At 48.0% G+C, this 26,657-nt stretch carries 15 protein-coding genes; 8 read left to right on the forward strand and 7 right to left on the reverse strand.

Going from position 1 to position 26,657, the window contains the following annotated elements; genetic code table 11:
- Positions 1 to 106 precede the first annotated feature (106 nt).
- From AC6I8U_RS13715 to erpA, 3 genes are all read right to left on the reverse strand, one after another.
- Entirely contained in the window at positions 107 to 3,268 is a 3,162-nt protein-coding gene (locus AC6I8U_RS13715) for an efflux RND transporter permease subunit (protein WP_498017173.1), read from the reverse strand.
- Between the two features lie 8 nt (positions 3,269 to 3,276).
- Positions 3,277 to 4,383 (reverse strand): efflux RND transporter periplasmic adaptor subunit, encoded by a 1,107-nt coding sequence (locus tag AC6I8U_RS13720; RefSeq protein ID WP_498017174.1) that lies wholly within the window; start codon positions 4,381 to 4,383, stop codon positions 3,277 to 3,279.
- Between the two features lie 282 nt (positions 4,384 to 4,665).
- Positions 4,666 to 5,007: an iron-sulfur cluster insertion protein ErpA gene (gene erpA / locus AC6I8U_RS13725; RefSeq protein WP_042475971.1), complete on the reverse strand. Its 342-nt coding sequence runs from the start codon at positions 5,005 to 5,007 to the stop codon at positions 4,666 to 4,668.
- A gap of 315 nt (positions 5,008 to 5,322) precedes the next feature.
- Between erpA and hemL the strand changes: the two genes are divergently transcribed.
- The 5 genes from hemL (at position 5,323) to AC6I8U_RS13750 (ending at position 14,042) form a co-directional block, all read left to right on the forward strand.
- Complete coding sequence (gene hemL, locus AC6I8U_RS13730; protein WP_128648001.1) at positions 5,323 to 6,615, forward strand: glutamate-1-semialdehyde 2,1-aminomutase; 1,293 nt, start codon at positions 5,323 to 5,325, stop codon at positions 6,613 to 6,615.
- A gap of 153 nt (positions 6,616 to 6,768) precedes the next feature.
- Entirely contained in the window at positions 6,769 to 7,962 is a 1,194-nt protein-coding gene (locus tag AC6I8U_RS13735; RefSeq protein WP_498016666.1) for an ISL3 family transposase, read from the forward strand.
- A gap of 294 nt (positions 7,963 to 8,256) precedes the next feature.
- Positions 8,257 to 9,330, forward strand: coding sequence for an AI-2E family transporter (locus tag AC6I8U_RS13740; protein ID WP_394153071.1), 1,074 nt, complete (start codon positions 8,257 to 8,259; stop codon positions 9,328 to 9,330).
- 66 nt (positions 9,331 to 9,396) lie between these two features.
- Entirely contained in the window at positions 9,397 to 10,419 is a 1,023-nt protein-coding gene (gene rsmC, locus AC6I8U_RS13745; RefSeq protein WP_498017175.1) for a 16S rRNA (guanine(1207)-N(2))-methyltransferase RsmC, read from the forward strand.
- A 236-nt stretch (positions 10,420 to 10,655) separates the two neighbouring features.
- On the forward strand, positions 10,656 to 14,042 hold the full coding sequence (locus AC6I8U_RS13750) for a hybrid sensor histidine kinase/response regulator (RefSeq protein WP_498017176.1): 3,387 nt from the start codon (positions 10,656 to 10,658) through the stop codon (positions 14,040 to 14,042).
- A 151-nt stretch (positions 14,043 to 14,193) separates the two neighbouring features.
- Here the strand turns inward: AC6I8U_RS13750 and acnB are convergent, their stop codons facing one another.
- The 4 genes from acnB to hrpB form a co-directional block, all read right to left on the reverse strand.
- Entirely contained in the window at positions 14,194 to 16,791 is a 2,598-nt protein-coding gene (gene acnB / locus AC6I8U_RS13755) for a bifunctional aconitate hydratase 2/2-methylisocitrate dehydratase (protein WP_498017177.1), read from the reverse strand.
- A 318-nt stretch (positions 16,792 to 17,109) separates the two neighbouring features.
- A complete protein-coding gene (locus AC6I8U_RS13760) occupies positions 17,110 to 19,428 on the reverse strand; it encodes a patatin-like phospholipase family protein (protein WP_498017178.1) in 2,319 nt (772 codons plus the stop codon).
- Positions 19,429 to 19,504: 76 nt separating this feature from the next.
- Positions 19,505 to 21,895 (reverse strand): penicillin-binding protein 1B, encoded by a 2,391-nt coding sequence (gene mrcB, locus AC6I8U_RS13765; RefSeq protein ID WP_498017179.1) that lies wholly within the window; start codon positions 21,893 to 21,895, stop codon positions 19,505 to 19,507.
- Positions 21,892 to 24,354 carry an ATP-dependent helicase HrpB gene (gene hrpB, locus AC6I8U_RS13770; protein ID WP_498017180.1) on the reverse strand — a complete coding sequence of 821 codons (2,463 nt, stop codon included), beginning with the start codon at positions 24,352 to 24,354 and terminating at the stop codon, positions 21,892 to 21,894. Before hrpB ends, mrcB begins: the two co-directional genes overlap by 4 nt.
- A gap of 56 nt (positions 24,355 to 24,410) precedes the next feature.
- Here hrpB and sfsA point away from each other — a divergent pair, with 56 nt between their 5' ends.
- The 3 genes from sfsA to gluQRS all read left to right on the forward strand — a co-directional run bounded on the left by sfsA (position 24,411) and on the right by gluQRS (position 26,650).
- Complete coding sequence (sfsA, locus tag AC6I8U_RS13775) at positions 24,411 to 25,127, forward strand: DNA/RNA nuclease SfsA (RefSeq protein ID WP_498017181.1); 717 nt, start codon at positions 24,411 to 24,413, stop codon at positions 25,125 to 25,127.
- 125 nt (positions 25,128 to 25,252) lie between these two features.
- Entirely contained in the window at positions 25,253 to 25,699 is a 447-nt protein-coding gene (gene dksA / locus AC6I8U_RS13780; protein WP_042475961.1) for an RNA polymerase-binding protein DksA, read from the forward strand.
- 63 nt (positions 25,700 to 25,762) lie between these two features.
- Positions 25,763 to 26,650 (forward strand): tRNA glutamyl-Q(34) synthetase GluQRS, encoded by an 888-nt coding sequence (gluQRS, locus tag AC6I8U_RS13785; RefSeq protein WP_498017182.1) that lies wholly within the window; start codon positions 25,763 to 25,765, stop codon positions 26,648 to 26,650.
- Positions 26,651 to 26,657 lie beyond the last annotated feature (7 nt).

The following is a 26,657-nucleotide window of genomic DNA, read 5'->3' on the forward strand; positions in this document are numbered from 1 at the left end:
AAATATGGCACAAACCTATCAGCTGTCCTGATTATTTACTTGAAACGACTCTTGCAAGCCAATAAAAAAGCCCCATCTCATAAATCGAAAATGGGGCTTTGGAAGCTTAGGCTGCCTTAACGGGCTTTTTTTCAGGTTTTGACCTCAACTTTAGCAGTGTTCGCCTGAGTATTGAGGGCTTCTTTTCCTGCTGCTCAGTTCGACCTAGCATCAGCAAACACGGCGTCAGAACCAGTGTCAGTACTGTCGCAAATGCCAATCCACCCGCAACCGCCGTTGCAAGTTGAGACCACCACTGAGTGCTCGGTGCGCCAAACTCTATCTTTTGATTGATCAAGTCAACGTTCATCTCTAGCACCATAGGCATCAAACCGAGTATGGTGGTCACAGTGGTCAAAAGCACCGGACGTAAACGCTGCACCCCAGTACGTAGAATCGCATCGCGCTTCTCAAGACCACGCTTAATAAGCTGGTTATAGGTATCAATCAAAACAATGTTGTTGTTGACCACAATCCCCGCCAGAGCGATCACACCAATACCAGACATGATGATGCCGAATGGACGCTGGAACACCAACAGGCCTGCAAACACCCCGACTGTTGAGAAGATAACCGCACTCAAAATAAGCAAGGCTTGGTAGAAGCTGTTGAACTGAGTTATCAAGATAAGCGCCATCACAGCTAACGCGACCATAAAGGCACTTTGCAAAAACTCAGAAGAATTTTTCTGCTCTTCATTTTGCCCTTTGATCTTGAACTCAACACCGTTCGGTAACGCGATACCATTAAGCTGCTCAATAAACCCTGGCAGCTCAACCGCAAGGTTATAGCCTTCTGCCATATCCGCTTGAACACTAATGATACGAATACCATCGAGACGATTAATCGTATCTTGTTTCGGCTCTGGCGTGATCTGGGCGAAGTTGGTAATAGGTACCAATCCAGCTGGCGTTTTCACTCTCAGCTCATCAAACCGCCCTATGTCACGATGCTCTTCTGGGAAGCGCACCAAAATATCCACTTCTTCTGTGGAGTCATCAGGAAGGTAATCACCAATCTTTAGACCATTAGTCACAAACTGAACTGTGTTACCCACCAAGGTAGCATCGGCTGCAAAGCGCGCAGCATCATCGCGGCTTATGTCTATCTGCCAATCAATACCCGGTTTATTAGAGGTATCGCTGATATTGGTCAGCTTGTCATTACCATCAGCCCAGCGGCGAACGGTTTTAGCGGCTTCATCTAAACCCTCTGGGAACCGAGCGGACAGCTCAATCACTAGGTCATGTTCAACCGGAGGACCCGCGTCAGGGAACTTATATTCAATCTCGACCCCAGCAAATTGGTCGGTGGTCTGTTTAAGCTCCTCAATGATGGCATTCACTTTACGGCGATATTGCCAATCCACTGGCGTTATCTGAATGACACCGATCTCATCCTTGCCGCCTGTTTTGGTATAGACGCTTTCAAACTCATCATGCCCAAGCATCACCTTCTCAACCACACGCATCACTTCGTCTTTCTCATTGATAGACAAATCACCGTGTGAACGCACTTTAACGTTAAAGTACGGAGGGTCCACTTCTGGGAAGAACTCTGCCCCTAGGCCTGCCTTGTTGTAGGCAAAGCCCACGCCAATCGCCATGGCAATTGCCAACAATAGAATTTTTAGTGGATGACCCAGAGCAATATTCAGTGTGTGGTAATAGAGTTTGGTGATCCCGGTGGCTTTATCAAACTGTCCCTCATGCAGTGCCACCATCTTGGTTTGCTGCGCTTTAGAGACATATTGAGGCTTACCAATAAGACCGCCCAAAACTGGCACAAACAGCAGCGCCATAACAAGGGATGCTGTTAGCGTGGCAATCAAGGTCATTGGTAGGTACTTCATGAACTCGCCGGTAATATCAGGCCAGAATAGCAATGGGGCAAACGCTGCCAACGTCGTAGCTGTCGAGGCGGTGATCGGCCACGCCATTCGCTTAGCCGCATCTCGATACGCCTCTTTTCGTGGTGTGCCCTCTTGCATTCGCCTATCCGCAAACTCGGTAACCACGATTGCGCCGTCCACCAACATACCTACGGCCATAATAAGAGAGAACAGCACTATGATGTTGACGGTGAGACCAAATACCGACAGCACTAAGAGGCCAGTTAAGAAGGAACCCGGAATCGAGATCCCAACCAATAGAGCAGTTCGAACGCCAAGGATCGCGATAATCACGATAACAACGAGAATAATGGCGGAAAGGATATTGTTTTGCAGATCATTGAGCATGATCTTTACATCTTTTGATTCATCTTTGGTGAACTTCACCTGCAGGTTATTCGGCCACTCATCTCTCAGTTGAGCCTGTCTCAACACCTCTTTGACCAAAGTCACCGTTTCGATGATGTTCTCGCCTGCTCGCTTTTTCACATCCAAGACAACAGCTGAGCGGCCATCAAGACGGGCAAAGCTGTCTGGGTCACGAAACGCTCTGCGCACAGCTGCCACGTCACCAAAGGTAATAACCTGCTTGCCATCAACCTTAACAGGCAGCTCCAACACATCTTTTAAGCTATTGAAGACTGAGGGAACTTTCACTGAGAAGCGCCCATAACCTGTATCAACAAAGCCCGCTGCTACGACACGGTTGTTTAGCGCAATCAGGTTATAGATATCCCCTTGATCGAGCCCGTAGCTCTCCATCAACAGCGGATCGACCACGATCTCAACGATGTCTTCGCGATCACCGGCAATATCCACCTCGAGAACCTGTCGGTAACTCTCCAATTTATCACGAAGCTGTCTCGCTAATTGCACTATGGTCCTCTCGGGAACAGTACCGTATAGCACGACAGACAGCACCGGCTGTTGAGAGGCAAAGGTCACTTCGTTAACCGTTGGCTCGTCGCTGTCTTCTGGCAGCTTAGGTTTGGCTAGATCAACCGCATCTCTGACGTCAGCCATAGCCTTGGTAAGATCAACGCCAACATTGAATTCTAGGGTGACAGAGCCGTGACCTTCTGATGCCACCGCCGTCATCTCCTTTACGCCTTCAATAGAACGAAGCTCTTTTTCTAGCGGCCTGACAAGAAGTCGCTCAGCATCATCAGGCGATATTCCTTGGTGTCCAACAGAAACGTAGATGATCGGTATCGTAATATCCGGACTCGATTCTTTAGGAATCGTGTTATAGGTCACCACACCGGCAATCAGGATCATGACCAGGAGAGTAAGCATGGTTCGGGCGCGAGACAGCGCCGCATCAATCAATGAATACATGCTGCCTCCTACTGCTGCTCAGCGATTTGATTCGCCTCGTCCACACTAATGGCTTCCACTTCATCACCGTGCCTAACAAATCCCTGCCCGAGAACGATGATATCGCTGGTATCGCCAAGACCGGTGAGCCAAACACCATCTTGCTCAGCTTTAACAAGCTGGATTGGCACAAAATCAACGCGATTGTTCTTGAGGGTTTTCACGCCCAAATTGCCCGTCTCATCAAGCGCAAGCATGGCTGGAGTGATCTTGATTGCCATTTGCTGGTCAAGTGCTAGTTCCACCTCAGCACTCACTCCAGCAGGGATACGTTGATTTGGATTCGGCACAGCGATTTCGATAGGGAAGGTATTGGTCGAGACGGAAGAAACACGCGATATGTAGCGCAAAGTACCCGTCACCTCTTCACCGCCGATAAATCGAATCTTAGAGCTTTGATTAGTACTTAATTTTTGAATGTGACGCTCGCTCACATCCGCTTCAATGACCAAGGTTTCTAAATCAATGAGAGTCGCAACCGGATCCCCGATGCCGACGAAATCACCGAGCTCAATCGATAAGTGATCAACGATACCGGTAAACGGCGCGGTCACCGTGGTGTTTCTTAATGCTAATCGAGCAGCACTGACCATTGCTTTCGCTTCGGTCAGATTGGCTGCTGCGGTTGAGTAGGCAACCTCTCCTTGAAGGCCTCGGCTCTTTAGCGATTTTGACGCGTTAAACTCTTGTTGTCTAACGTTTAGCATCGCTTGAGCACGCTCAAGCTGAATGTTCAAATCACCCTTGTCTATTTGGGCAATGGCTTGTCCCGCTTTTACACTGTCGCCTTTTTTCACATTAAGCTTGATGATTTTTCCCGCAATTTCAGCGCCCAGTTTAGCGGTGCGATCGGGGGCCGTTCGACCGTACAAATCGATCTTCTTTTCTATGTTTTCAGCAGTAAATTCTTGATAGACCACACGGGCTAGCGGAATGGTTTGTTCTTTTTTCTGAGGAGGTGCTTCTTCCGCCTTTAGCACACCGAGACCAAGCCAAATAGACAAAGCGATCACGCAAACCAAAGAGATTAGCCAAGGACGTCTTGATAGAAAGCTGCCACTTTGAGTGGTTGCCATAGTAATTTCCTTATTATTGTATTCCGACACTAACGTTGTTTAGTGAAATCAGTGACTTTGTACGTATAAAGGTCACTGTTGGTTCTAAAAAACAATTAGCAATCAATCGTTAAACGATATCCTACTGTTTAACGCGCTAAGCTGACTACTGTCGCAATTTTAACAAAACGAGAAGCGGTAATTGCAGACGGTTTTGCTACGAGTCTCGCATTTTTTATCCGATTGACGATTTGTAGAGACAAAAAAAGGCGAACCTAAAGTTCGCCTTTCTAACCACACTAATTAGACACTGAAGGATGCACCGCATCCACACGTCGTTGTGGCATTTGGGTTATTCACGAAGAAACGTGAACCCTCAAGACCTTCTGTATAGTCCACCGTGCCACCTACAAGGTATTGTAGACTCATTGGGTCAACGACTAGCGTTACACCACATTTTTCGATGGTAGTATCACCATCGTTAACGCTTTCATCAAATGTGAAACCGTATTGAAAACCACTACAGCCACCACCGGTGATGTAAACACGAAGCTTAAGCTCTGGGTTTTCTTCTTCTGCGATCAGCGCTTGTACGCGCGTTGCCGCGGCATCAGAAAAATTTAATGGAATAGCTACATCACTCACGGGAACCTCTCTTGCTACTCAATCGCAACCGCCTTTCACTAACAGTGATCTAAAACGAACACTACTAGCAAACCAACCTTGCGACGACTCAACAGCACTCGATACTTAGTCGAGTATCATTGTCTTTTGTAAAGTTATTGGTTTCGATTATCTAATACCTGAGTGCTTCGTTCAAGTATTAGACAAACTCAAATTAATAGAGATGTACCCAAAACTCGTATCAATATAAGAAAATGTGCTCAAAACACTTCTCGATTCCGTTTGGAGATGTACAATGCTGCACACTTGGTCCGAACAAGCAAAGAGGAACTTTCCATGACCAAATCAGCTGAGCTGTATGAAAAAGCGCAACAGACCATCCCTGGTGGTGTTAACTCTCCGGTTCGTGCCTTTAACGGCGTAGGTGGTTCACCTATCTTCGTTGAACGTGCCGATGGTCCATTGATTTTTGATGCTGATGGTAAAGCGTATATCGACTACGTAGGTTCATGGGGTCCAATGATCCTTGGTCACAACCATGCTGTAATTCGCGATGCGGTTATCGATGCAGCTCAACGTGGCCTTAGCTTCGGTGCCCCAACTGAAATGGAAATCAATATGGCGGAGCTCGTTCGCAAGCTAGTACCTTCAATGGAACAGCTTCGTATGGTGAGCTCGGGTACAGAAGCAACAATGAGTGCTATCCGCCTAGCTCGTGGCTACACAGGTCGCGACAAAATCATGAAGTTTGAAGGTTGTTATCATGGTCACGCTGATAGCCTGTTGGTAAAAGCGGGCTCTGGTGCGTTAACACTTGGTCAACCTAGCTCTCCAGGTGTGCCTGCCGATTTTGCAAAATACACCCTGACAGCTCGCTTCAACGATCTTGAATCAGTAAAAGCGCTGTTTGAAGCAAACAAGGGCGAGATTGCCTGCATCATCGTTGAACCGGTTGCGGGCAACATGAACTGCATCCCACCAGTTGAAGGCTTCCACGAAGGCCTACGTCAGATCTGTGACGAGGAAGGCGCACTGCTTATCTTTGATGAGGTAATGACAGGTTTCCGCGTTGCTCAAGGCGGCGCTCAAGCTTACTACAACATCAAGCCGGATCTAACGACGCTTGGCAAAGTAATCGGTGGTGGTATGCCGGTAGGTGCGTTTGGTGGTCGTAAAGAAGTAATGCAACACATTGCGCCAACGGGCCCTGTTTACCAAGCAGGTACACTATCGGGCAACCCAATCGCTATGGCGGCGGGTTACGCTTGTTTGACGCTATTGTCTGAAGAAGGCAACGAAAAGCGTCTGGCTCAAAAAACCAAGCAACTTGCTGATGGTTTCAAATCTTTGGCAGACAAACACGGTATCCCGTTGGTTGTGAACCAGGTGGGCGGCATGTTTGGCTTCTTCTTTACTGAGCAAGAGACTATTACTTGCTACGAAGATGTCGCGAAATGCGATATCGAACGCTTCAAGCGCTTCTTCCACCTAATGTTGGACCATGGTGTTTATCTAGCACCTTCAGCGTTTGAAGCCAGCTTCACCTCATTAGCTCATGGTTCAAAAGAGATCGATGCAACGCTGGAAGCCGCTGACCGCTGCTTCGCTATGCTGGCGCAAGAAGCATAATCTCAAGCTGGATGCTAATTGATTAATGGAAAGGGCTTAACAATTCAGCCCTTTTTTATGGTTCATCGCGGATTAGCGGGGACTTAAAACAAAAACGGTAGTAAGTGATAAGGTTACATCGCCAAACACAACCTTGCACAAACTACCGTTTTCATGCCGAATAATACTTTCCTATCATCGTTCTGGGAAGGCTTTCATGTCGTAAAGTCTGTACAAACGTCTTCTCTTATCACGATTACTCTCAAACCCAGTACGACTGCTCGATGTGCATGTGGGCAACATGTTCAAGCCATACATGATTATCAGTGGCGCACCATTAAGGAAGCGATGATTCTTGGCGTACCTGTCGAGCTGCACCTACAAACAAGGCGTATCAAGTGCCCTGACTGCGGTATCAAAACCGAATCTATTTCTTGGCTTGAACCTTTTGCCCGTCTTACTAACCGCTTGCGTAGTTATATTGAACAGTTGCTGCCTCTTCTCCCTATCAAACATATTTCCCAAATGACGGGTGTTCATTGGCATACCGTCAAGGAGATAGATAAGCGCCGGCTGCAAAATGTAGTGCCAGAGGTTAACTGGGCGGAGCTGCGACAGCTTGTTATGGATGAGTTTGCCCTCTTCAAGGGACATCGTTATGCCACTGTTATCGCGGATGCAAAGACGCATCAAGTACTTTGGATAGGCGTCGGACGCAGCCGAAAAGATATCCGTCCTTTTTTCGAGTTACTCGGTAAGCATGGCCAGAACATAGAAGCGGTTGCGATGGATATGAATACGGCTTTCGACCTCGAAGTGCAGCAGCATTGTCCTAACGCCCGCATTGTGTACGACTTATTCCATGTAGTCGCCAAATTTGGACGAGAAGTGATGGATAGAGTCAGAGTTGACCAAGCTAATCGACTTAAACAAGACAGGAAAGCACGTCAATGGATTAAACGTTCACGCTGGGTTCTCCTCAAAAACAGAGGCAATTTAGACAGTAAGCAGGAGAGTTATCTAAATGAGATACTGAGTATGAACAAGGACTTAATGGTGACGTATTTACTTGGCTCTCAGCTTAAAGAGTTATGGCGGTGCCAGTCAGAGAGCGAAGCGGAAGGCTTGTGGGACATATGGTGGGAGCAAGTTCAAGAAAGCGGGATCAAACCACTAATGGACTTCGCGAGAAAGCTCAAACCGTACCTTCATGGCATAGTTGCTTCTGCAAGGTACCCACTCAACACCTGTACGCTAGAAGGGATAAACAACAAGATAAAGTTAATCAAACGAATGGGCTACGGTTACCGAGATATCGATTACTTCTTTCTAAAGATAAAAGCGGCTTTCCCCGGAAAGCCGCGATGAACCTTTTTTATCCCTGCCAGTTGAGAGCCGCCAATAATACCAACAGCCCAATTGTGATTGTAAACCATGGTAAAGGGCGTCTTTTTTTCTTACTCTGTTCACAGTTTTTTTCACCGCTACAACAGCCCATAACCCACTCCTTTCTCGTCAATTCTGACACTATTTTAAATTGATCACTCAAAGATTTACGTCCATTATATGACCAACACTGCGTATGTCTGTCGGCTTTTGTCGAACGCACAACGACATAACGCTAAACACGTCCAGTGAAAAGGAAACTCTGTGAACAACAAAATGAACGTGACGGCCAGCCACTGGGTGCTCGTCGTAGCCCTGCTATTTGCCGCGTTTGCCTGCTATCTTTTGGTGGAGCCTTACATCAACTCCATTGTCATGGCCTTTATCTTGTCACTGTTGATGTTTCCAATCCATGAGTGGATCGAGCGTAAGCTGCCGAAACACAAAAACATCGTTGCCTTGCTCTCCTGTATCGTATTGACCTTTATTATCGTCATGCCGCTCATGCTGGTATTTAGCGCCATCGTTCAACAAGGCTCCGTGTTCTCCCAGAACATGTATCAATGGGTGACTGGCGGAGGCATTCAAGAAGTTATCGCCCACCCTTGGGTTGTGACTGGTCTTGATTTTGTTAACGAGTACCTGCCTTTTGATGCTATCAATCCGCAAGATATTGCTCAGAAAGCCGCTGAGTTTGCGACTTCACTAGGCTCAAATTTAGTCGCGATGAGCGCCAAGATCTTAGGGGACGCAACCAACTTCCTGATGAACTTCTTCTTGATGTTGTTTGTTTTGTTCTTCCTTCTGCGCGATCACGACAAGATCATCGCCGCGATTCGTCATATTTTGCCATTTTCTCGCAGCCAAGAAGATCGCCTACTCAACGAGATCGAAAAAGTGTCAAAGTCTGCGGTTATGGGCTCATTCTTAACCGCGATTGCTCAGGGTGCGGCTGGCGGATTTGGTATGTGGATGGCTGGTTTCCCCGGTTTGTTTTGGGGCACTATGATGGGCTTCGCATCATTCATTCCGGTCGTAGGTACTGCGCTTATCTGGATCCCGGCGACGGCGTATTTGCTTATTACCGGTGACACTGGTTGGGGACTATTCTTAGCTATCTGGAGTATCGCCGTTGTCGGCTCTATCGATAATGTGCTGCGCCCACTGCTCATGCAAGGCAGTGCCGGCATGAACACCCTAATGATTTTCTTCTCACTGCTGGGTGGTATCCATCTATTTGGTCTTATCGGTCTGATATACGGCCCGCTTATCTTTGCGATTACCATGGTACTGTTCAACATGTACGAAGAGGAGTTTAAAGAATTCCTCGACGGGCAAGATAGAAGCTAGAGTCTTTTTTCAGGGAGGGGTTTGTGAGAGAATCGCCTCCCTTTTTATTTCGAGAGAAACATCGCCATGGCAAGCTACATCGCACCCAGTCAAATCGCAGAACGACAACTAGAGTATTTTGCAGACAAACGTGTATTGGTCATTGGCGAGATTGAAGACAGCTTTCCAATTGAACTGAGTCGTCACTGCGACAAGGTGACGGTTTTTACCAGCAACTACATTACCTATCGCTCCCTACAATCATCATCAAAAATCCGCACCCTATTCGGTGCATCACTTCCTGATGATATTGATGCAGATATGATCTTGCTGTACTGGCCAAAAGCGAAAGCTGAGGCACAAATGCTGCTGCACATGTCGCTGGCTGCGCTCGGCAAAGAGACAGAGATCGTCGTCGTTGGTGAAAATCGCTCTGGGGTAAAGAGCATTGAAAAGATGTTTGCTTCTTATGGTCCTATCAACAAGTACGACTCTGCAAGACGCTGCTCCTTCTATTGGGGTGTATGCCACGAAACGCCTGCAGCGTTTGACCTACATAGCCAATTCAAGACCTATGATGTCGAACTTAACGGTGTTGAGATAAAGGTTAAAAGCCTGCCAGGTGTATTTAGCCATGGTGAATTTGATCACGGCACCCAATTGCTGCTCAATAACCTACCAGAGCTAAAAGGCAAAGTCCTCGACTTTGGTTGCGGTGCCGGCATTATCGGCGCTTACATGGGAATTAAAAACCCAGACATCAAGCTAAACCTGTGTGATATCAATGCCTTTGCTATTGAGTCAAGCAAAAAAACCCTAGAGGCGAATGGTTTATCCGGCGAGGTGTTCGCCTCTGACGTCTACTCCGACACAGGCAAGGGCTATGACTTCATCGTCAGTAACCCACCTTTTCATGCGGGCCTAGACACCAGCTACTCAGCAACCGAAACCCTCTTGGCTGACGCACCTAACCAGCTAAATAATCAAGGCCAGCTTTGGATTGTTGCCAACAGTTTCCTAAAGTATCCACCTATCATTGAGCAGCATTTCGGCAACTGTGAAACGGTTGAAAAAAATCGCAAGTTCGCCATTTATCACGCAGCAAAATAAGCACTTTACAGCATATTGTCTTCTACCACTTGGTGACATCTTTTGGATCCAAGTGGTGCATTAAATACGCGTTTCATCACCACACACCCCCATTTTTCCTACAACCGTAACCACCCATACACATTTTTGTGTGCCTCAACACGCTTTGCCTGTCACTTACTTGCCAACAAAAATTAAGTCGATAGATTAGTTAGGTTAAGAGTATCTTATTGATAATGTGAGAGTGCATAACCCCTATGTTGAAGTTGCGTCGCAAACAGAAGTTCAAACGGTTGCAAAATACCTTGATGATGGCGTTTTTGGTGTTAAGTATTACGCCGCTGACGATCATCGCTTTGTTCTTCCTAAACGCACACAGCCAAGATCTCCGCGATCAAAGCACCTCTCATCTAGTGTCACTGCGCGACACCAAACAACAACAGCTACTCAACTATTTCCAAGCACAAGAATCTGAAGCCATGGGGTTTGTTCGCTCTGAGCTTGCCTATGCTAGTGGTGGACGCTTCTATGGCCTGGTCAATGCATTTCAACGTCTTGGTGACGATGTAGAGCAAGCAAGAAAGCATGCCCAGGAGCGCTATATTCAAGGCTCTGGTGATAAAATCAAAACCGCGATTCTCCCAGATTCCAGCAGTTTTGTTGGTAGTGAGCGCTACCGACTGTTGCACAAACGTTATCATCGAGCTTTTATGGAGCACCTAAAGCGTTCCGATTTTGACGACATCATTTTAGTGGACCTGTCAGGTAACGTGACCTACTCGGTATACAAATACGACTACTTTGGTACCAATCTAGAAACCGGTGATTTTTCGACGCAGGTATTAGGTGAAACCTTCAAGCGCCTCAAGTCAGAGGTCAGCAGCAAACGCAAAGAAAATGAAGAATACACGCCTGTCATTGTCTCGGATTTTGCTCGCTACAATGACAAACAATACGCTTGGATCGGCGCGCCTATCATACAGCAAGGCTATCTTCACAGTTATGCCATGTTCCGCTTGCCGATAAGTGGCATCACCAAACTCGTCACTGACGGCACACCAGCAGACATTGATATTCTTTTAGTTGGTAGCGATCACTCGGCGAAATTACTCGGACTCACGCAAGAAACTATCGCCAACAGTGACAAAGTCATCGCCATGGCGCTATCAGGCATCTCGGATGTCAGCAGCTATCAAAGTGCCCTAGGTGAAGATTACTTTGCCGCATTCACTCCTATTGCGCTGGGCACAACACATTGGGCGTTAGTTGTCGAAACGCCAGAAGCCATTGCGTTTGCCAGCGTAAAGCAGCTTGAAACCTTATTTGTGATCGCTATGCTCACCGCCATCGTTGTGGTGGTTGCTGCCTCGCACTACCTGTCTAACTTCATTACCTCACCACTTCTCAAGCTAACATGGGCAGCGGAGCGTGCCTCTGGTGGCGATCTCGAGCCTTCCATCATTAGCCTAGAGCGCGGTGACGAAATTGGTCGTCTGGCATTGAGCTTTGAGAGAATGAGACGCTCAATTAAAGACAAAATTGAGCTGATTAAGAGTCAAAACCAAGAGCTCGAACAGAGCCTTGCCATCATCAAGAAACAAAATGAGGAGTTGCAGGTTGCTGACAAACTAAAAGATGAGTTCCTAGCCACTACCTCTCATGAACTTCGAACCCCACTGCACGGCATGATAGGCATCGCTGAGGCAATGATCTCTGGTGCGAATGGACCTATCGGGGCGAATCACAAGTACCAGCTAGACATTATCGTCAACAGCGGACAGCGCCTCGCAAGCTTAGTCGACGATCTTCTCGATTATCACAAAATGCGTTATGGCAGCCTGGATATAGAGCGCTCTGCGCTTAGCCTAACCAGCACCACGCAGCTGGTCATCGAACTTTCTAACCACCTGCTCGGTGATAAAAAAATCCGCATAATCAACCAGGTACTAGAGCCCCTTCCTTATGTATCGGCGGATCCACAACGTTTGGAACAGGTACTGTATAACCTACTCGGCAATGCCATTAAATACACCAACGAGGGTAAGATCGTTCTCTCTGCCACGGCCATGAACGACCACATTCGCGTTCAGGTCGTCGATACAGGTCAAGGCATTCCTGCCCAGCAACTTGAACACATTTTTGAGCCACTCGTTCAAGCTGGGCACGATTCAGGTCACTATCGTCAAGGCGCAGGCCTAGGGCTCTCTATCAGTCGTCAATTAATTGAACTGATGGGCGGCTCACTCTACGTGAGTAGTCAACCGCATGTTGGCACGACTTTTAGCTTCACGCTTCCTCTTGCGACCCAAGAAGAAATTGAAAAACAATCTCAAACGAACAGCGTCAGTCACTTTCAGATCGCGGAATCCACAGAGTTGCAGCTCGAAGAGGAAGAAGTACTGCCAGAGAACCCTGATGGTCCGGTGCTGCTTATCGCCGATGATGAGCCGGTTAACCTTCGAATCCTCGAGAGCTTCTTGAGGCTTGAGGGCTATCAAGTCAGGCTTGCAAAAGACGGCATAGAGGCCTTAGAGCAGATTGAAAAAGAGAAACCAGAGCTACTGCTTCTCGATATTATGATGCCAGGAATGAGTGGCTTTGAAGTGTGTGAAGCCGTGCGAGAGAAATATGATCATGCCGCCCTGCCCGTTATTATGCTGACCGCACTTAACCAACCAGAGGATAGAGTGCGCGGTTTCGAGCTCGGCGCCAATGACTATTTAGCGAAACCGTTCAGCAAGCCAGAGCTCGCAGCCCGTATCGCGGCGCATCTGCAAGCCAGTAAAGCCGAGGAGCGTCGCGCCGAAAACCAAACCCTTAAATACGAGCTCAAACAGCGAGCATTAGTGGAGGCAAGTCTACTCGAGACACAAGGCCGTTTAATAGAACAGCTTGATAATGCGCCTGAAGCCATCTTGTGTATTCGCGAAGATTTAAAGGTACAGTTTGCTAACCAAAGCGCGGCTCGATTATTCAAGCGTACCATCGAGCAACTGAAACGAGCCAGCATTGAAGAGTTGATTGCACCTAAGTTTATCCACCTCAATCAAGAACATTACTTTGGCGAAATCGACGCCTTCGTCGACGATGTACGTCAGCATATCAATGCCGATGTTCTTACTCTACCGCAAGGTTCAGGTCTGAAAAGTATCTATATCTTCGAGCAGGGACAATCCCTTGATGCAAGCAGAGTGAAGAACCTAGAGACCGCCATCGATGCACTTTCTACTTACGCTATTGAAGGCGATAAAGCTAAACTCAGAGAGCTCAAAGAACTTGGTGGCGAGTTTACTCGCTTGGCAGATAAGGCTGAGGGCGAAGAAAAATCTCGCCCAGAAATCATGCGTGAAGTCCTTGTTGAGACCATGACAAGTTCACTAAGTTACTGGGAAGAGGTGACGGGACAGTCCAAGTTTGCTTTTGCAGAGCAAAGTGGTCTTTGGCGCGTCTATCTTGATAGAAGCACACTGCAAACTAGAACACTCGACAAGTATTTAAGGCTAGAAACCTTGCCGAAGACACCGAGGTGGCGCACGGTACTCAGCTCGGTAGAGTACATTCTAGAGCACTGCCACAAGCAAGGGCCTGAGCGAGATTACATCATTAGCCTACGAGACAAGCTGCAGCGATTACTCACCAGCTAGTGAAGCTCTCCATCGGCCTCCTAAGCAGCCTTAGAACAGGCCATAAAGAGTAAAACAGATAATAAAGCATAGAGCAGACAATAAAAAACCACGGTTAGTACCGTGGTTTTTTTGTGCCTAAACAAGGCTCAATGAAGAGCCTCATTGACCGTTATGCAGGCTCTTGGAAAATGACAGTATCTGCTTTTTCCGTGTACTCAGCCATACGGTGGAAGTTTAGGTAACGGTAGGTATCCGCTGCCGTCGGGTCAATCTGCTTCATGTACTCTAGGTATTCTTCCTTCGTTGGGATCTTACCAAGAATCGCACCCACTGAAGAAAGCTCAGCCGACGCTAGATAGACATTCGCACCAGTACCCAAACGGTTCGGGAAGTTACGTGTCGAAGTCGACATTACCGTCGCTTCGTCCGCTACACGAGCCTGGTTACCCATACATAGTGAACAGCCCGGAGTTTCAATACGAACCCCAGCACGGCCAAAGATACCGTAGTAGCCTTCTGCTGTGAGCTGGTCACGGTCCATCTTCGTTGGTGGCGCAACCCATAGACGAGTATCAAGCTGACCGTTGTACTTCTCAAGAAGCTTACCGGCAGCACGGAAGTGGCCGATGTTCGTCATACATGAACCAATGAATACTTCACTGATTTCAGTACCTTGAACTTCAGATAGCAGACGAGCGTCATCTGGGTCGTTTGGCGCACACAGAATTGGTTCTGTTACGTCTGCCAAGTCGATTTCAATCACGTGAGCGTATTCTGCATCGCCATCAGCTGTCATTAGCTCTGGGTTTGCTAGCCACTCTTCCATGCCAGTGATACGGCGCTCAATCGTACGGCGGTCGCCGTAGCCTTCAGCAATCATCCACTTAAGCATAGTGATGTTCGAGTTCAGGTACTCAGAGATAGAGTCTTGAGATAGCTTAACGGTACAACCCGCGGCACTACGCTCAGCTGATGCGTCAGAAAGCTCAAATGCTTGCTCAACCGTTAGGTGCTCAACACCTTCAATCTCTAGAATACGACCAGAGAATTCGTTGATCTTACCCGCCTTCTCAACCGTCAACAGGCCTTGCTTGATTCCGTAGTAAGGGATGGCATGAACAAGGTCACGTAGCGTGATACCCGGCTGCATCTCACCTTTAAAGCGAACCAAGATAGACTCAGGCATATCCAGTGGCATAACGCCTGTCGCCGCAGCAAACGCAACTAGGCCAGAGCCTGCAGGGAAAGAGATACCTAGAGGGAAACGCGTATGAGAGTCACCACCTGTACCTACTGTATCTGGCAGTAGCATGCGGTTTAGCCATGAGTGGATAACACCATCACCTGGACGAAGTGATACACCCGCACGGTTCATAATGAAATCAGGCAACGTATGGTGCGTGTTCACATCAACCGGTTTTGGATACGCAGACGTGTGACAGAATGACTGCATGACAAGGTCAGCTGAGAAGCCAAGACACGCCAGGTCTTTTAGCTCATCTCGCGTCATTGGGCCGGTTGTATCTTGAGAGCCAACCGTTGTCATCTTAGGCTCACAGTATGTACCCGGACGAATGCCTTCAACGCCACATGCTTTACCCACCATCTTCTGAGCAAGCGTATAGCCTTTACCTGTATCTTCAGCAGCCACAGGAAGACGGAACACCTCAGAAGGAGCAAGGCCTAGAGATTGACGCGCTTTGTCTGTTAGACCGCGGCCGATGATAAGTGGAATACGACCACCAGCACGGACTTCATCAATCAGTACGTCTGTTTTTAGACCGAACTCAGCCAGTGTTTCACCAGTTGCGTGGTCGCAAACTTTGCCTTCGTATGGGTAAACATCAATCACATCACCCATGTTCAGTTTCGTCACGTCAACTTCGATAGGTAGCGCGCCTGCATCTTCCATTGTATTGAAGAAAATAGGTGCAATCTTACCGCCAAGTACGTAACCGCCAGCGCGTTTGTTTGGTACGTTAGGGATATCATCACCCATGAACCAAAGCACAGAGTTTGTTGCTGATTTACGAGATGAGCCAGTACCCACAACGTCACCCACGTAAACTAGCTGGTGACCTTTCTCTTTTAGCGCTTCGATCTGTTTGATTGGACCAATTGAGCCTGGTTGATCCGGGTCAATGCCATCGCGAGCGTTTTTAAGCATCGCTAACGCGTGCACAGGGATATCTGGGCGCGACCATGCATCTGGTGCTGGGGATAGATCATCGGTGTTTGTCTCACCCGTTACCTTGAAGACAGTAAGCGTGATCTTTTCTTGAAGCTCAGGTTTCGATAAGAACCATTCCGCTTCAGCCCAAGACGTTAGCACCTGCTTCGCATAAGCATTGCCAGCTTTTGCTTTCTCTTCGACATCGTAGAAGGCATCAAACATGAGCAGTGTGTGTGATAGGGCTTTAACCGCGATAGGGGCGAGCTCTGCATCATCAAGCAATGACACAAGAGATTCGATATTGTAACCGCCTTGCATCGTACCCAGCAGTTCAGCTGCTTTTTCACGGCTCACTAGAGGTGATTCCACTTCACCTTTGGTAATGGCCGTCAGAAAGCCGGCTTTAACGTAAGCAGCTTCATCAACACCTGGTGGGATACGATTCTCTAGGAGGTCGAGGATAAACTCTTCTTCACCTTGAGGTGGGTTCTTTAGTAATTCAACAAGTCCTGCAACTTGTTCAGCGTCTAAGGGTCTAGGAACAACTCCTTCGGCAGCACGCTCTTCGACGTGTTTACGGTAGGCTTCAAGCACGACTTTTTTCCTCTCATTGCGGTCCCTCCTTATAATTAGAATTCGGAGTGGACATCCTTGGAAACTTGGCTCTCCCTTGCCATTGGTCGTCTTCAACTAATTGAATCAACAGCGCCAGAGAGGCCAAACTGTGGGGCGAAGGATATCAAATTTAACGTTAAATTAAAATCTTCCCATTTTGACCAACATTGCAAGTTTGAGTAAAAATCAACGATTTCTGACTAAACTAGCAGCGAGTTAGCGTCAAAATGACCCTTCATTTTTAGCATTTATATTCAACATAACCCTGAGTGATGACCGACTCTAGAATCATAAAAATTAGTAAGCAGCGCCAATAATCAGGTAGAAGGAGCGCAGTCCTGTCTCAACCTGTCCATAAGAGAGCATGATTGGACCAACGGGTGAGTCAATCCCTGCAAACAGCGAACCTGCCAAGTACAATGGCGCGTTAGATAGACTTTTATCGCCATCCCACACCCCGCCATATTCCGCTGATGCACCCAGATATACCGGCGATTGGAACATACCAAAGTCGTTATCGAACCAACGATATCGATAGACGACACTGCCAAACACCTTGTTTTGACCAATCAAGCTGTTTCGAGGAATACCCGACATGTTCAAGAAGCCGCCTAACTCTCGAGGACTCACCGGTAACGAGTCATTCTCAGTTTCAATCATACCCGCGTCAAACGAGCCAACAAAGGTATTACGCCCTGTGGTATGAGCATATTTCGTTTGGATGCTAATCTCTTGTGCGTGGTCTGAAAACTCTGATATTCCCGCATTTATGTTTTGTTCGCCACTATCGCGAGAGTGCAGATACTCAAGGTCTACATACCAACCTTTTGTCGGCAAACTAAAGTCATCAAGCGTATCAAGGCGGTAGTTTACAAATAACCCGCGACGGTCAAAATCAAACTTGCCAGCCGATGGTAATGGAGAAACAAAAGACTCCCCTTTAGTGAACCGTGCTCCAACCTTAAATTCTTGCCACAAAGTGGGTTGATAGCCAGCGGCTACCTCTCCTTGCCACTCTCGATAAGTAACAGGAATGAAATCTGCACTGCCCTCTAGCGCCGGAGTCACGCACTCCTCTTCCGTTTCATTCACCTGACAAAGCACGCTTCGCTTATCACTGTTGTACTTAACACCTGCTAACCAAAAGAAATCTTGATTGAGCATAAACGGAGAATAAAGCTCTGCTTCAACGCGTTTATCAGTGCCGAAGTCGGCATTGACGCGCAACTCTGCACCACGATCATTCAGGTCGGTAAAGTTGGTAGACACACCGATAGAGTAAAAACTGTTAGCGTTAAAGTCCTCTTCTAGGTAGAAACGGAAGTCCATGTAGTTTGGTCCCCACGACTTCTCTTTGACGTTAACGATTAGGTTGGTTTCCCCTTCCACCTCTTTGTACTGATAGGTAATAAGTTCAAAGCGATCCAGCGCATAGAGCTCTTCGATACGTTGTTCAATTTCGTCGGTTTCCAACTGCTCGCCAGCGGCAAGCCCCAAGCGCGTGGTGATGAGCTCGTCGCTATAATGGCTTTGGTTATTGATCACTATCTTGTCGACAACGTTCTCGTCACCATAAACCAGCTCTCTTCGTGCCGCTTGCTTGTCATCGATATATCTTTGATAGTTAGCACCATTGACAGACAAAGCTCTGAGTTGCTGTTCATTTTGATAAGCTGCTTGATAACCCAGCTCATAAGCGTCTGGCATTGACGAGAAATCCGTTGTGGCAATCTGACCCACCGTTGGGTGTAGATAGATATCTCCCTCTTCCAGAGCCTGCATCTGTTCTTCAGTGCTTCGACGCACCAGATAGTTTGATAGCTGCTCACCTACGGTAAAGAAACTGCTGAAGTCTTCTCGCGTTTTGTAGTCACTGCTGATATCCACGGCAATGATAATATCGGCGCCCATCTCTTTAGCGAGTTCGACCGGCATGTTATTGGTCACGCCGCCATCGACCAAGAGATAATCACCTAGCTCATAGGGTGGTAACGCGCCAGGAACGGACATACTCGCCATCATGGCATCAACAAGGTAACCGTCGCCCAACACAACAGGCTCTAGTTTTAGAATATCCGTCGCGACGGAGCGGTAAGGAATCGCCAGCTCATCAAAGGATTCAAATGCAGGAAGGTTGCCTGTGGTCTTACGCAAGATACGCAGCATATTTTGGCCTTGCACCACGCCTTTAGGAGCTTCGATAGAGCCAAAGTGTAAACCGAGATCGGTGCGGATTTGGTATCGGTCTTCCGCTTCTTTATCGCGAACCCGACGCTGACTTCGACTCACTCGATCTCGATAGCCATTGTTCCAATCGACTGTGTAAATAAAGCTCTCGATCTCTTCCGCACTCATCCCTGTGGCGTACAGTCCGCCTACATAAGCACCCATGCTGGTACCCGTGAGGATATCGACGGGGATTTGCATCTCTTCAAGCGCTTTTAAGACGCCAATATGTGCCGCGCCTTTGGCACCACCGCCAGCGAGCACGACACCTATCTTAGGTCTATCCTGAGAGTTCAATGCAGACTCAGTTGAGTCTTGAGCTGCGGCCATTCCACTGCAAGAAAAGGCCACGACGGCTACCAGCCAATGAGTTAGGCGTTTCACATTCATCCCTAAAAGCGCTTTGTTATTATGGTTAATATATCAATATATTAGCCGTTCTCAGAATAATTAACACTAGTCCAATTTACCAATCAAATAGATTTTTGATCCACTGTTTGGGCTGATTATCACAAGAGGCCTTGAGCTGTCCGCCTTCATCCCATACAGGCAATTGGTATTCATTATGACAATCGAGCTGCAATGCCCCATCACTCTGCTTAGCGAAGCCGATCATGCTGATATCCTTGGGCCAAGGCAGCACCAGCTTTTCTGGAATACGCGCAGCAAGATAATCGGAGTACACCCGTAGTGCGCCACTCGAACCGGTAAGCTTGGTCGACTTGTTATCATCACGCCCAACCCAGATCGTCGTCACTTCACGCCCATCGACACCCACAAACCAGCTATCACGCGTGTCATTACTGGTGCCCGTTTTACCCGCAAGGGCAGCCCATGCAAACTGACTATTAAGATAGCGGCCAGTCCCTTCTGCAACCCCTTTTTTCATCGCAAAAGTAGTCAGCCAAGCCGCTTGCTGAGGCACCTTCTGTTGTGCTTTTGGTAGCGAGCGATAGATGACATCACCCTCAACCGAAACGACAGAACGTAAGGTGGATAGCTCAGCCTGTCGACCCGAGTTAGACAGCGTTTGGAACATCTGCGCTACTTGGTAAGGCGTCAGCGATAGGGACCCTAAGAACATTGAAGGAACAGGGCGAATTTCATTCGCATCGACACCCAAGCGAACAAGGGTGTCCGATACATTTTTGATGCCCAGTGCCATACCTAAGCGCACCGTCGGTACGTTGAGTGATTTTGCTAACGCTTCGTAAAGCGGTACATCGCCTCGGAACTTACGGTCGTAGTTTCTTGGCTGCCAAACGTTGCCTTTACTTCCTTTTAGGGTGATTGGCGTGTCCTGGAGGGTACTCGCGAGATCATAAGCCTCCGGCTGCTCTAGAGCCGTGAGATAAACAGCGGGTTTGACTAGGGAACCAATCGGCCTGCTGGCATTGAGCGCTCGGTTAAATCCGCTGTAACCCGTACGTTTACCACCCACCATAGCACGGATTTCACCGGTGTTACGGTCAACCGCAACTGCCGCCGCTTCGAGCCCTTTGCCCGATGTCTTTTCAAGCTGCGGGATACGTTTGGCGATGGCTTTCTCAAGTTTGTCTTGCGATACGGGATCAAGTGACGTGTATATACGAACGCCTTTCGACGACGTCATCTTGTCACCCACTTTACTGCGCAGTTCACGCTTTAGCTGTTGGAAGTACGCAGGCTGACGACTGGCAATTTGTGGGTTCTTTTGCAAATCAAGATCGCGCGAGGCAGCCATTTCAAATTCACGCCCCGTAAGCATGCCTTGGTCCATCATCAGTCGTAGCACAAGGTCACGACGCTGCTTGGCGCGCTCTGGGTGACGAATTGGGTTGTAATAAGATGGCCCTTTGACCATACCCACCAGCATAGCAAGCTGGTCAATACGTAAGTCTTGCAATGGCTGACCAAAATAGAGACGCGAGGCGAGACCAAAGCCATGAATCGCTTCACCGCGACTTTGACCAAGGTACACCTCATTGAGATAGGCTTCTAAGATCCTGTCTTTGCTGTAGCGGTAATCCAAAATCAGCGCAATCAGCACCTCACGGACCTTACGCCATAATGTACGCTCACTGGTCAAAAATAAGTTTTTGGCTAACTGCTGGGTTAGCGTACTGCCACCTTGAACGGTTCTGCCTGCACGAATATTGGCGAAGAAAGCACGGGCGATTGCCGTCGGTGAAACACCATCGTGCTGATAAAAGTCTCTATCTTCGGTGGCAATTAATGCATCGATCATGACCTCAGGAAACTGATCTCGTCTCAAGAAAAGTCGCTGCTCATCCGCTTGTTTCTCGAGCATACCCAACATCTTAGGTTCGATACGCAGAAAGCCAAGATCACCCTTTTTATCTAGTGATTGGATGCGCGTCAGCGTGCCATCATTAAAATAAAGCATGACATGGCGATCAGGCTCAGGGCCATCAGCAAACTCAAAAGGGCGACGAATGAGTTCGACTTTACTGGAAGACGACGAATACTCTCCGGGATGACGCGGCTGAGACACTTTTCGATAACTGAGGACGTCCAACTCATTACGCAGTTGTTGGACTGTGATCTCATCACCCACCGATAGGTTGAGCACTCGGGCATAGACTACCGTTGGCAGCTCGAACAACTCACCCTCGAAGCGCTCTTTCACCACTTGGTCCAGATAGTAAAGCACCGCCCCCATAGCGACGACACCGACTAACGCAAGCTTCCAGCCAATAGAGAACAGACGCTTACCCCAGCCGACCTTACGTTTGCCACGCGTCGATTTACGCTTGGGACGTCGTGTGCTCGTTTTACGTTTGGTCGCTGGCTTAGCCGCGCTCTTTTTAGGCGCTGGTTTCTTTCCCGCTGCTGCTAACTTATTTCTTGTTATCATGAATCTAATTGTCTTTTGGTTTTACTGGTGGCTTGATGATTCATTGGGTCATCTGGCCATGGGTGCTTGGGATAGCGCCCCTTCATTTCTTTCTGTACTTGCTTATAAGCACCCTGCCAAAACGCGGCAAGATCTCGAGTAATTTGCAGTGGTCTTTGTGCTGGAGAAAGCAGCTCCAATACAATGGGTTGCGTCCCTTTTGCTATCGTTGGTGACACTTTTTCACCAAACATCTCTTGAAGCTTCACGGATAAAGTTGGCGCCTCACCAACCTGATAGCGGATCTTCTTACGATTTCCGGACGCCACGGTTAGATGTGTTGGTAACCATTCATCGAGTTGCTTCGCTTTCTCCCAGCCGAGTAAGGCTTCTAAGGCGGCGACAACATCCACTTTTTTTAGCTGCTTAGCATTGGTTACGCCATGCATAAATGGCAGTAACCATTCATCCAGATTCGCCAACAAATCTTTTGAAGACATGGCTGGCCATTCGTCATTCTCTAGCCATAGTGCGGCGCATTGCACACGTTGAGTTAGCTCCTCGGCTTTATCAGTCCAACTCAACACACTCAACCCTTTACGTTGAACGTAACTGAGCAATGCTTGTGAAATATCCGCATCTTCAGGAACTGTGGTTTCTTTACTTTCCACCACGAGAGACCCAATGCGACGCTGCTCACTGGCGACAACGCGCCCTTTGTTATCGTCCCATTCCACTAGGGTTGCCTCATCGACCATCTCAGGCAACAGAGTATTGATCTGCTCAAAAGTGACCGGAGCCGCTTTGAAGATGGCGCTGCTGCCCTGCCCTGTTCTCATCAAATCCACTGCCACTAGCATGGTTTCATCCGACAAGCGATGCTGTTGATCCACAGAAGCACCATGACCATTGGCAAGCACATAGAGGCCTGACTGCTTGCGAGCTAAGGCTATTCTATCTGGGAATGCCAACGCTGCGACAACGCCAAGTAAAGATTCGTCAACTTCATTAACATTAAAGCGACAAGAAAAGCGTGATGATAAGGTTTTCGCTCGCTGTTTCAGAGCGTTGTTTCGTGGGTGTCTCGCTTGTTGCCAGCGGTGCAAAGATTGGCGAAGGTCGACTTCATTACGCTCTGGCTCTTCAATCAAAGCGCATAATGCAACCGCGCTCTTCAAGGCTTGCTCACCAATGAGGTTCGCTTGGAGCAACATACTTGCCATTCGAGGCTCAACGCCTAACTGATAGGCTTCATTGCCAAGCGCTGTGGCTTTCCCCGTGTCATCGATAAGCTTTAGCGCAATCAGTAGCGACTTTGCTTGCTCAAGATGAGTAAATTTAGGTTCATCGATCCACGCGAGATCACTTGCCTCATGACAACCCCAGCGGATCAATTCGAGCTGAAGCGAAGCGAGATCACTTCGCAATATCTCTGGCGTGCTCTGTTCAGGCTGTGCCTGAAACTGACTTTCACTGTAAAGACGGACACACAAACCTGGCTCAGTCCTTCCTGCACGACCCGCTCGCTGAATAGCGGACGATTGAGCGATGCGTCCTTGCTCTAGCTTTGATATTCCGGTCTTTAGATCGAACCAAGCCTGATTTTCTAAACCAGAATCCACCACAAGGCGGATACCTTCAATGGTCAACGAGGTCTCGGCGATGTTGGTCGCGAGTACGACTTTACGCTCTCCTGCCTTGGCTGGCTGCATCGCAGCCTGCTGCGTTGCAAAGTCTAACTGACCGTAGAGTGGGCAAACTGTGGCATCTAGGTTGGCCTTTTGCAGCAGTTCTTGTACGCGCTTTATTGCCCCGACTCCGGGAAGAAACGCCAGCAGGGAGCCGGACTCACGAATAAGTAAGCGCTCTATCTGCTTGGCCATAAAATCGGGCAGATAATCATTTTGCGACATGGGCTGATAATCTATGTCGACCGGATACGTGCGCCCCTCTGATTGAATAAACTGAGCGGTTGGTAACACCCGAATAAGGTCATCTGGATCCAGCGTGGCTGACATGACGACGATCTTAAGATCTTCTCGCAGTGCCTCTTGGCTCTCTAGAGCAAAGGCTAACGCGGTATCAGCATGTAAACTGCGCTCATGAAACTCATCAAAAATGATCATATCGATGCCCGTCAGTTCAGGATCATCTTGCAGCATTCGCGTCAATATGCCTTCGGTGACCACTTCAAGCTTGGTGCTTTCACTCACTTTAGACTCACCACGGACTCGATAACCCACCTGCTTACCGACGGGCTCTCCCAGTTGGGCTGCGACATACATTGCGATGTTTCGCGCCGCTATCCGACGAGGCTCAAGCATAACGATCTTACCCGGGATAATACCCGACTGAACCAACTTGAGGGGAAAGTGTGTCGACTTACCCGCACCTGTGGCCGCTTTTAAGATGATTTGATCCGATGTGCGAATAGCTTCAAAGAGCTCTGGCAACACGTGTTCGATGGGCAATTGTGACAACGCAATGACCTTATGATGTAATGAGGCTCATCATTCTAATAAAAAACGGCCTCAAAATGCACTTCGAACCACCTTTAGAATCGGGGAAGTTAGTTCAGCGCTATAAACGCTTCCTCGCGGACATTACTTTACCTGATAACAAAGAAATCACGATTCACTGTGCCAATACAGGCGCGATGACAGGTTGTGCGGAGCCTGACTCAACCGTCTGGTACTCCACTTCAGATAACCCCAAACGAAAATACCCCAACAGTTGGGAGCTTACCGAGACCAAAGCTGGGCACACCATTTGTGTGAATACCGCCCGCGCTAACACATTAGTTGTCGAAGCAATACAAAAAAACGTTGTAAAAGAGCTAATTGGTTACCAAACTTTACGAACAGAGGTGAAATACGGTCAAGAAAACAGCAGAGTCGATATTTTATTGCAAGATAGTGATCGCGCAGATTGCTACATCGAAGTAAAAAGTGTCACACTGCTGGATGAAGGCAATACGGGACAAGGGTATTTTCCAGATGCTAAGACCACTCGCGGTCAAAAGCACTTGAGAGAGCTCACAGAAATGGTTCAATCAGGACATCGAGCCGTATTATTTTTCGCTGTTTTGCATTCAGGGATTGAAAAAGTGTCGGCGGCACACCATATAGATGCGAAATATTCACAATTACTTGAGCAAGCAAGACAAGCTGGGGTTGAAGTGATTTGTTACAAAGCGGCTTTTTCTGACAATGAAATGGCGCTGACATCGGCGTTGGATTTCATTCAAAAGTGATGTCACTTCACATAGAGAAGAACTTTAACAAACTTCGTTTGCCACCAGCATTTGTTTTTGCTATAGATACCCGCCTTAAAATTAACTGTTCGCACAGTTGACTAGGTGTAAGTAGGAGATGCTGCATGCCAGAAACTAAGAAAAAAGCGCTAGGCATCCTAGCCATTGCAGGTGTTGATCCATACCAAGAAAAAGCTGGTGAAGAATACATGTCACAAGCTCAGTTGGATCACTTTACAAAAATTTTGAGCGCTTGGCGCAACCAACTTAGGGAAGAAGTTGATCGAACTGTGCACCACATGCAAGACGAAGCAGCTAACTTTCCTGATCCAGTTGATAGAGCTTCTCAAGAAGAAGAATTCAGCTTAGAGCTACGCAACCGTGACCGTGAGCGTCGTTTGATCAAGAAGATTGAAAAGACGCTAAACAAGATTGAAGAAGACGATTTTGGTTTCTGTGAATCTTGTGGTATCGAAATCGGTATCCGTCGCTTAGAAGCCCGTCCTACTGCCGATTTATGTATCGACTGTAAGACACTTGCAGAAATCAAAGAAAGACAGATGCAAGGCTAACAAACGAGAAAAAGGGAGCAAACGCTCCCTTTTTTGATCCACCCTTCACACACGAAAAGCACTATGTATATTGGTCGATTCGCGCCCTCTCCTTCGGGTCCCCTACACTTTGGTTCCTTAATTGCCGCACTGGGTAGCTATTTTCAAGCTCGATCTCAGAATGGTCGATGGCTGGTCAGGATTGAAGATATCGATCCGCCGCGAGAAGTGGAAGGTGCAGCAGAGCTGATATTAAAAACACTGCAAGCCTATCAGCTGCATTGGGATGGTGAGGTGCTATACCAAAGTCAGCGCTTGGATGCCTACCAAGAACAAATCGATCACTGGCTAGCCAGTGGACAAGCTTATTTGTGTGAGTGCACGAGAAAACAGATCAAAGCTACGGGCGGCTTTTATCAAGGAACATGTCGTGATAAGCAGCTAACCACTGCCGACGGTTGTGCCGTTCGCCTTACCATGGACTACCCCGTCTCGTCTTTTGTCGATGAGAAGCATGGTCAGCTGGATATCCCAGAGCAGCTCGCTCAGGAAGATTTTATTATCAAACGTCGAGATGGCTTATTTGCGTACAATCTCGCTGTCGTGTTGGATGACATCTACCAAGGGGTTACCGAGATCGTTCGCGGCGCAGACCTTATTGAGCCCACAGGGCGTCAAATCAGCCTATACAAAACCCTAGGTGCGGAGCCTGTGACCTATCTTCATCTACCGCTCGCGATCGATGACAACGGTAATAAGCTATCAAAACAGAACCACGCAACGGCTATCGATTTGGATAACCCCAAACCGACACTTCTCAATGCGATGCGCTTTCTTGGTTTCGATGTGCAGACTGAAATAGCCACGAAAGAAATCGCCGATATCATCCAATGGGGTGTGGAAAATTGGCGACTATCTCAGCTTCCTAAGCAGCTCAAAATCAAACCGCCATTCTCAAATGACGCTCTCTAGGCTAGAA

The sequence above is a fragment of the Vibrio sp. KUL80 genome (genome assembly GCF_059725495.1).